Origin of the sequence: Stenotrophomonas sp. (assembly GCF_032103445.1) — a bacterium.
Taxonomy (GTDB): domain Bacteria; phylum Pseudomonadota; class Gammaproteobacteria; order Xanthomonadales; family Xanthomonadaceae; genus Stenotrophomonas.
Map to the genome: position 1 here is coordinate 25,183 of NZ_DAMDFR010000047.1, position 6,334 is coordinate 31,516.

The window sequence follows — 6,334 nt, forward strand, 5'->3', positions numbered from 1 at the left end:
AGCCATGCCGAAGAAGATTGTCACGAAATCGACCCTACCCAAGATCCTGCGGGTATTGGATCAATGGGAAGGCAAGTTGACCTGGGATGCTTACTGCGATCGAGTTGCCCAAGCGCTTGGCATCGATTCCGTGAGCCGCCATGCGTTGCTCAATTATCCTGCAATCAAGGAACACTACCGGCGTCGGCAGCAGGAGCTGAGAGAGGTTAGGGATCAACGGCCAAGAGACTTCACGATGGAAGTTGCAAATCGGCGGATCGCGGATCTTGAGGCGCAGGTGAGCCGGCTTGAAGCCACCAACACGTTGCTGCTTGATCAATTTCGGCGGTGGCAATACAACGCGTACGCCAACAACGTGCGGATGGATAGCTTGAATTTGGATAAACCACTGCCTGCGGTTGATCGGTCAGGACATGGGGCGAAAGGGAAGAGTAGGTAGATTTTCGAATTGCATCGAGCATCGGCAAGCGGTCGAACAGTTGGCAGATCTTGATGCAGCAGGGAGCGAGGATGTCTCACTTGAGCGTTGTTGTCTCAGTTTTTGAGACTCACGTGGAGTAGCTTCGGGTCACTGGAGTGTGGGATGCGATGGATGAACCTGATTCAAGCTTACTGGCCGGCTATCGCTGCAATGGCGTTCTCGTTGCTGGCCGTAGGAGTGATATCTACCTTGCGGCACAGTTCATTTGGTACGGAGTTGATGGCTAGTTGTTGGCGCGCACTTAAAACTGACCCAGGCTGCGCGTTGAACTTTGACCCACCCGGTGTACGGGGCTGAGGGTATCAGTTGGTGGTCTGGGTGGTGGCCTCCTTTGCCCTGATTCTGGCTTTGGTCTTGTTGGCGGCGGTGCTGTTGCGCAGCCGCCAGGAGTCGTTGCCGGTCTCCAGGATGTGGCAGTGGTGGGTGATGCGATCCAGCAGCGCGGTGGTCATCTTGGCGTCGCCGAACACCTGACCCCATTCGGAGAAGGCCAAGTTGGTGGTGATGGCGAGGCTGGTGCGCTCGTAGAGCTTGCTGATCAGGTGGAACAGCAGCGCGCCGCCTGAGGGGGTGAACGGCAGGTAGCCCAGTTCATCGAGGATGACCAGGTCGGCATAGGTCAGGCGCAGGGCGATCTGCCCGGCCTTGCCCTGGGCCTGTTCCTTCTCCAGCGCATTGACCAGTTCGATGGTGGAGAAGAAGCGCACGCGCAGGCGATGCTGGCGCACGGCCTGGATGCCGATGGCGGTGGCCAGGTGGGTCTTGCCGGTGCCCGGTCCACCGACAAGGACGACGTTCTCGGGGGTGTGGATGAAGTCACCCTGGTGGAGTCGTTCGACCAGTGCGCGATCAACGGGACTGGCCGCGAAGTCGAACCCGAGCAGGTCACGATGGACGGGGAAACGTGCGGCCTTCATCTGGTTGGCCTGGGCACGAACCTGCCGTTCGGCGGACTCGGCCTGCAGCAGTTCGGCCATCCAGTGTTCGGGCTCCATGGTGTGCAGGCGCATCTTGGCCAGCAGTTCGGGCCACTGGCTGGCCATGCCGTGCAGCTTGAGCTGCTGCATGCGCAGCGGCAGGTCAGGCGTCGACATGATCTGCCTCCCGCAGGGCGTCGTAGCGGGCCGGATCGGACACCGGCGGATGACGCAGCGTCACTCGCGAGGCGACCGTCTCGATCGTGCGGTCCGGATGCTGCAATCGCCCCAGCACGTTGAGCACGTGGTCGGCGCGCACCAGGCCGGACTCGAGTGCCAGTTCCACCGCCACCAGTACCGCTTCGAGCCCGTGCACGGGTACGGCGGCCAGCACCTGGGCCATGGCGCGGTCGCCGTGAGGCTGGCGCAGCAACACCTGCTGCAGCTTGCGCAGCGGATCGGGCATGGACAGGAACGGCGCGCCGTCACGCAGTGCCCCCGGCTTGCGCTGGACCAGGGCGATGTAGTGCTGCCAGTCGTAGTGGACCCGATCACGCTCGAAGCTGCGCCGGTGGCGGGCGACCTCGGCCTCGCCGACCACCACGGCCAGTTCGAAGGGATACACGCGCAGGCTGGCGACGGCGTGGGCGTGTTCGCACGGCACGCTGTAGCGGTTGCGCTGGAAGCTGACCAGCGCGGTCGAACTGACCCGCACCGGCCGCTCGATGTAGCCGTCGAAGGGCGCGGGCATCGGCATCAGGTGGGGCTGTTCGTCCTCCAGAGCTTCGGCCACGGTGATGTCGGAGGCATCCGGATGCGCCTGCATCGGCCAAGCGGCGCGGCACTCGCTGGCGAGCCAGGCGTTGAGGGTGTCCAGATCTGGCCAGTGGCGGGCCCCGGCCTCGATCCAGATCTGTCGGCGCCGGTCCTGCACGTTCTTCTCGACCCGCCCCTTCTCCCAACCCGCGGCGCGGTTGCAGAACTCCGCGGCGAACAGGTAGTGGCTGGTCATGGCGTGGAAGCGGGCGTTGACCCGCCGTTCCCGGTGCTGGCCGATCCCGTCCACCGCCGTCTTCATGTTGTCGTAGATGCCGCGGCGCGGCACGCCACCGAAGGCGGTAAACGCCTGGGTATGAGCATCGAACAGCATCTCGTGGCTCTGGGTGGGATAGGCCACCAACCAGAAGGCGCGGCTGCAGGCCAGCTTCACGTGGGCGAGATCCAGCGGCATCTTGGCGTGGCTGCCGACGAAGGCGTACTCGCGGCTCCAGTCGAACTGGAAGGCTTCACCCGGAGGAAAGTGCAACGGCACGAAGGCCGGGCGGCGGCTGGCGCCGCCGGCCGCCTTCCACTGGCGGATGAAGGCCGTCACCCGGGTGTAGGTGCCCGGATAGCCGATCGCCTGCAACTGCGAGAACAGCACCTTGGCGGTGCGTTGTTCCCGCCGGGGACGATGGCTGTCGGCACGCAGCCACGTCTCCAACTGGGACCGGTAGGGATCGAGCCGGGAGGGCGAGGCTCGCCTGGGATAGACCGGCTCGGACTGGCCGCTGCGCAGCCATCGCCGGATGGTATTGCGGGATAGGCCCGTGCGCTTGGCGATCTCGCGCAGCGGCAGGCCATCGCGGAAATGCATCCGCCGGATCTTGGCCAACATGACCATGGTGATCACTCCTGAAATCCCCCGAGCAAAAGATGCTCAGGATGTGGGCTTCAGGTGGGTCAGTTTTACCCGCGCATCACCGCCGAAAGTGGGTCAGTTCTGGATGCGCGCCAACACCAAGACGGGCCGATCGGCTCTGGCACTGTCGCGGGAGCTGGGGATCGGCTACGACGCGGCCTGGCTGCTCAAGCACAAGCTGATGCAGGCCATGGTCGAGCGTGAAGGCAGGCGCCAGTTGGCCGGCTGGGTCCAACTGGACGATGCCTATTTCGGCGGCGAGCGCCGGGGTGGGCCACGTGGCCGCGGTGCCGACGGGAAGCAGGCGTTCGTGGCCGCCGTGCAGTGCTCCGAGGAGGGCCATCCGGAAGTGATGCGGCTGGATGTCGTCAAGGGATTCAGCGCCGATGAGATCGGCGCCTGGGCCACGCGCCACCTGGCCCCCGATACCGTCGTCGTATCCGATGCCCTGGCAGGGTTCAATGCGGTGGGCGAGGTGGCCGGCACCAGCCATCGCCGGCTGCGGACGGGCAGCGGTGGGCACAAGTGCGACCATCCGGCACTGCGCTGGGTCAACGTCATGCTGGGCAACGTGAAGACCGCTCTGCGCGGCACCTACCATGGACCCCGGCGCAAGTACGCCCAACGCTACCTGGGCGAGTTCTGCTATCGGTTCAACCGACGGTTCGAACTGCATCGGCTGGTTGCACGATTGACCTACGTGCTGCTCCGTACGCCGCCGCTGCCCTATCGGATGGCAACCGTGGATGCGATAGCCGGGTAATCAGGAACAAAAAAGCCACGTTGAATCCAGACTCCAAGGCATTGCCGCATCATAGCGGCAGCAGAACCGGCACGAGAAGGACCGTCACCACCAGGGCGATCATCGCCAGCGGCACGCCGATCTTCACGAAATCGACGAAGCGATAGTTTCCCGGCCCCACGACCAGCATGTTCACCGGCGATGAAACGGGAGTCATGAAGGCCGTCGACGCGGCAAGCGCCACGGTCATGGCGAAGGGATAGGGCGAAGCCTCCAGCCCCGCCGCAAGGGCAAGCGCGACCGGCGCCATCAGCACGGCGGTCGCGGTGTTGGAGATGAACATGCCCAGAAGGGCGGTGACGAAGAACAGAACAGCCAACACGGCACGCGGAGAACCGGACCCTACCGTCGATAACAGCCAATCGGCCGCCAGATCGATCCCGCCCACTTCCTGCAGCGCAATCGAGAAGGGCAGCATGCCGACGATCAGAACCAGCGTCTGCCAATGGATCGAACGGTAGGCGCCGTTCATGCCGACGCAGCCGGCAAGGCCGAAAAGCAGGCAGCCGATCAGCGCCGCCAGAACATTGGGCACGATGCCGCTGGCCATCATGAAGACCGTCAGGAGCAGGATCGCCACCGCAAATGGCGCGCGCGACCGGACGGGCGCTACATCGTCGCTCTCGACAGGCAGGTTCAGCAGGATCAGCCGGTCCGGCGAGCGCGGCAGACGCTCTATCGCGCGCCAGGGGCCGATGACAAGGAGTATATCCCCGGCGCGGAACCTCACTTCCGTCACCGGCTCTTCCAGCGCCTTGCGTTCGCGCCTGACCCCGACGACCGTCACATCGTGAAGCGATCGGACATCGGCCTCCGCCACGGTTTTGCCCACCAGCCTCGAATCCGGAGAAAGCAGCACTTCGGCCATGCCGATCTCCTGACTGCGATCCCCGAAATAATTGGCGGCCAGTTCCATCGGGTGCAGCCTGAAGCTGCGAGTCACTTTCCCGATATCGAGATCGCGCCCGCACGCATCGATCATCAATATGTCCCCGGCCTCCAGCTGGCTGTGGGCGTGCGGGCGCAGAAGCTGGCGGGAAAAGCGCCTCTCACGCTCGATGGCGATGATATTGATCCCGGCGCTGCCGCGCAGGTCGAGCGTGGCGAGCGGCCGTCCGATCAGGGAAGAATAGGGATCCACCGCAAAGCGGTATTCGCGGCCCTCCAGTCCGTATTTCTCTATGAAATCGCGAAGGGTGGGGCGTTCCGGCCCCTGCTCCGCTTCCGGCACGCCGGCGAGGAAACGGCGCGCGGCGAGCATATAGATGATGGCCAGGACAAGCAGCGGAAGGCCGAAAGGCGTGAAGGCGAAGAAGCTGAATCCCTCATAGCCATGCCGCTCGAGCTCGGCATGGACCACGAGATTGGGCGCCGTGGCGACCAGTGTCATCATGCCGCTGAGCAATGCCGCGACCGACAGCGGCATCATCAGCCGGCTGGCGGGAATGCGGGCGTTGCGCGCGATCCGCAGGACTATGGGGATGAAAATGGCGACCACGCCGGTCGAGCTCATGAACGAGCCGATGCCCGCCACGACGATCATCAGCAGCACGATCAGCCGGGCCTCGCTGCGGCCGGCCTTGCTGACAAGCCAGTCCCCCAGCATCTGCGCCACGCCCGTCCGGACCAGCGCCTCGCCCACAACGAAAAGCGCGGCGATGAGGATGATGTTGGGATCCGCGAAGCCGGCGAATGCCTGCTCGACGGTGATGACCCCGGAAAGCGGCAGCGCCACGATCATCATCAACGCAACGGCATCCATTCGCGGACGGCCGATCGCGAACATGACAATGGCGGAAATCAGCAGGGCGAGGACAAGGGCCAGGTCGGACATCGTCCCAGCCTAGTGCATTTTTTGCAGTCAGGGGAATCCGCGCGCCGCAAAGAGGTCCGGCGGCCGCCTGTTCGGGGGTGACTTGCCTACTCCGGTTTCCGGCTGGCGGGCTGCCGCAGGCGCAGGATATTATCCAATACGGAAGGATGCAGCGGCCGGGCGAACTGGCAGCCGACCACGAATTCATCCACCCACACGACCTTCGCCTGCTGGGGCTCCAGCTGCGGCAACCTTATCCAGCAGGTGTCCCCGATACGGAGCGCCTGGATCGCGGCAATACGCACGCCATGCGTGGAAATGTCGAGGATCTGGACATTGGTGCGGACGTTCCCCTTGCGGAACTGCACAGTCGCATTCAGCGGCCGCCGCTCGGCAAGGCGAGAAATCTTGCCCAACCTCCTGCTTCCAGACCTGCTGCAGGCGCATTGGCCGGACTTTCTCGCGCGCCGTGAGGTAGAAGACCGCCCGCTGCCCGAGTATGTGCGCGAGGAGTTCGAGACCTACCTGCGCTGCGGCGTGCTCGAGCACGGCTTCCTGCGCGTGGTCTGCGAGCACTGTCGTGCCGAGAGGCTGGTGGCGTATTCCTGCAAGAAGCGCGGGCTGTGCCCGAGCTGCGGCG

Annotated in this window: 7 protein-coding genes; 3 read left to right on the forward strand and 4 right to left on the reverse strand. The window is 64.3% G+C overall.

Annotated elements, in window-relative coordinates; all coding sequences use genetic code 11:
* The first annotated feature begins 4 nt into the window (after nt 1–4).
* A complete protein-coding gene (locus tag RT551_RS15365) occupies nt 5–439 on the forward strand; it encodes a hypothetical protein (RefSeq protein ID WP_080114903.1) in 435 nt (144 codons plus the stop codon).
* Between the two features lie 344 nt (nt 440–783).
* Here the strand turns inward: RT551_RS15365 and istB are convergent, their stop codons facing one another.
* Nucleotides 784–1,575: an IS21-like element ISPa36 family helper ATPase IstB gene (istB, locus tag RT551_RS15370; protein WP_003097544.1), complete on the reverse strand. Its 792-nt coding sequence runs from the start codon at nt 1,573–1,575 to the stop codon at nt 784–786.
* Entirely contained in the window at nt 1,562–3,061 is a 1,500-nt protein-coding gene (gene istA, locus RT551_RS15375) for an IS21-like element ISPa36 family transposase (RefSeq protein ID WP_003097546.1), read from the reverse strand. Before istA ends, istB begins: the two co-directional genes overlap by 14 nt.
* Between istA and RT551_RS15380 the strand changes: the two genes are divergently transcribed.
* Complete coding sequence (locus RT551_RS15380; protein ID WP_164145999.1) at nt 3,054–3,842, forward strand: IS1595 family transposase; 789 nt, start codon at nt 3,054–3,056, stop codon at nt 3,840–3,842. The two genes, istA and RT551_RS15380, sit on opposite strands and share 8 nt — an antisense overlap.
* 49 nt (nt 3,843–3,891) lie before the next feature.
* Here RT551_RS15380 and RT551_RS15385 read toward each other — a convergent pair whose 3' ends face one another.
* Complete coding sequence (locus RT551_RS15385; RefSeq protein WP_279732101.1) at nt 3,892–5,715, reverse strand: SLC13 family permease; 1,824 nt, start codon at nt 5,713–5,715, stop codon at nt 3,892–3,894.
* An 86-nt stretch (nt 5,716–5,801) separates the two neighbouring features.
* Entirely contained in the window at nt 5,802–6,110 is a 309-nt protein-coding gene (locus RT551_RS15390; protein ID WP_019185708.1) for a PilZ domain-containing protein, read from the reverse strand.
* On the opposite strand from RT551_RS15390, the gene RT551_RS15395 reads away from it, so the two are divergent.
* Nucleotides 6,103–6,334, forward strand: a 232-nt coding sequence (locus RT551_RS15395; RefSeq protein ID WP_296338610.1) for a transposase zinc-binding domain-containing protein, incomplete at its 3' end; no start/stop codon positions are given. The two genes, RT551_RS15390 and RT551_RS15395, sit on opposite strands and share 8 nt — an antisense overlap.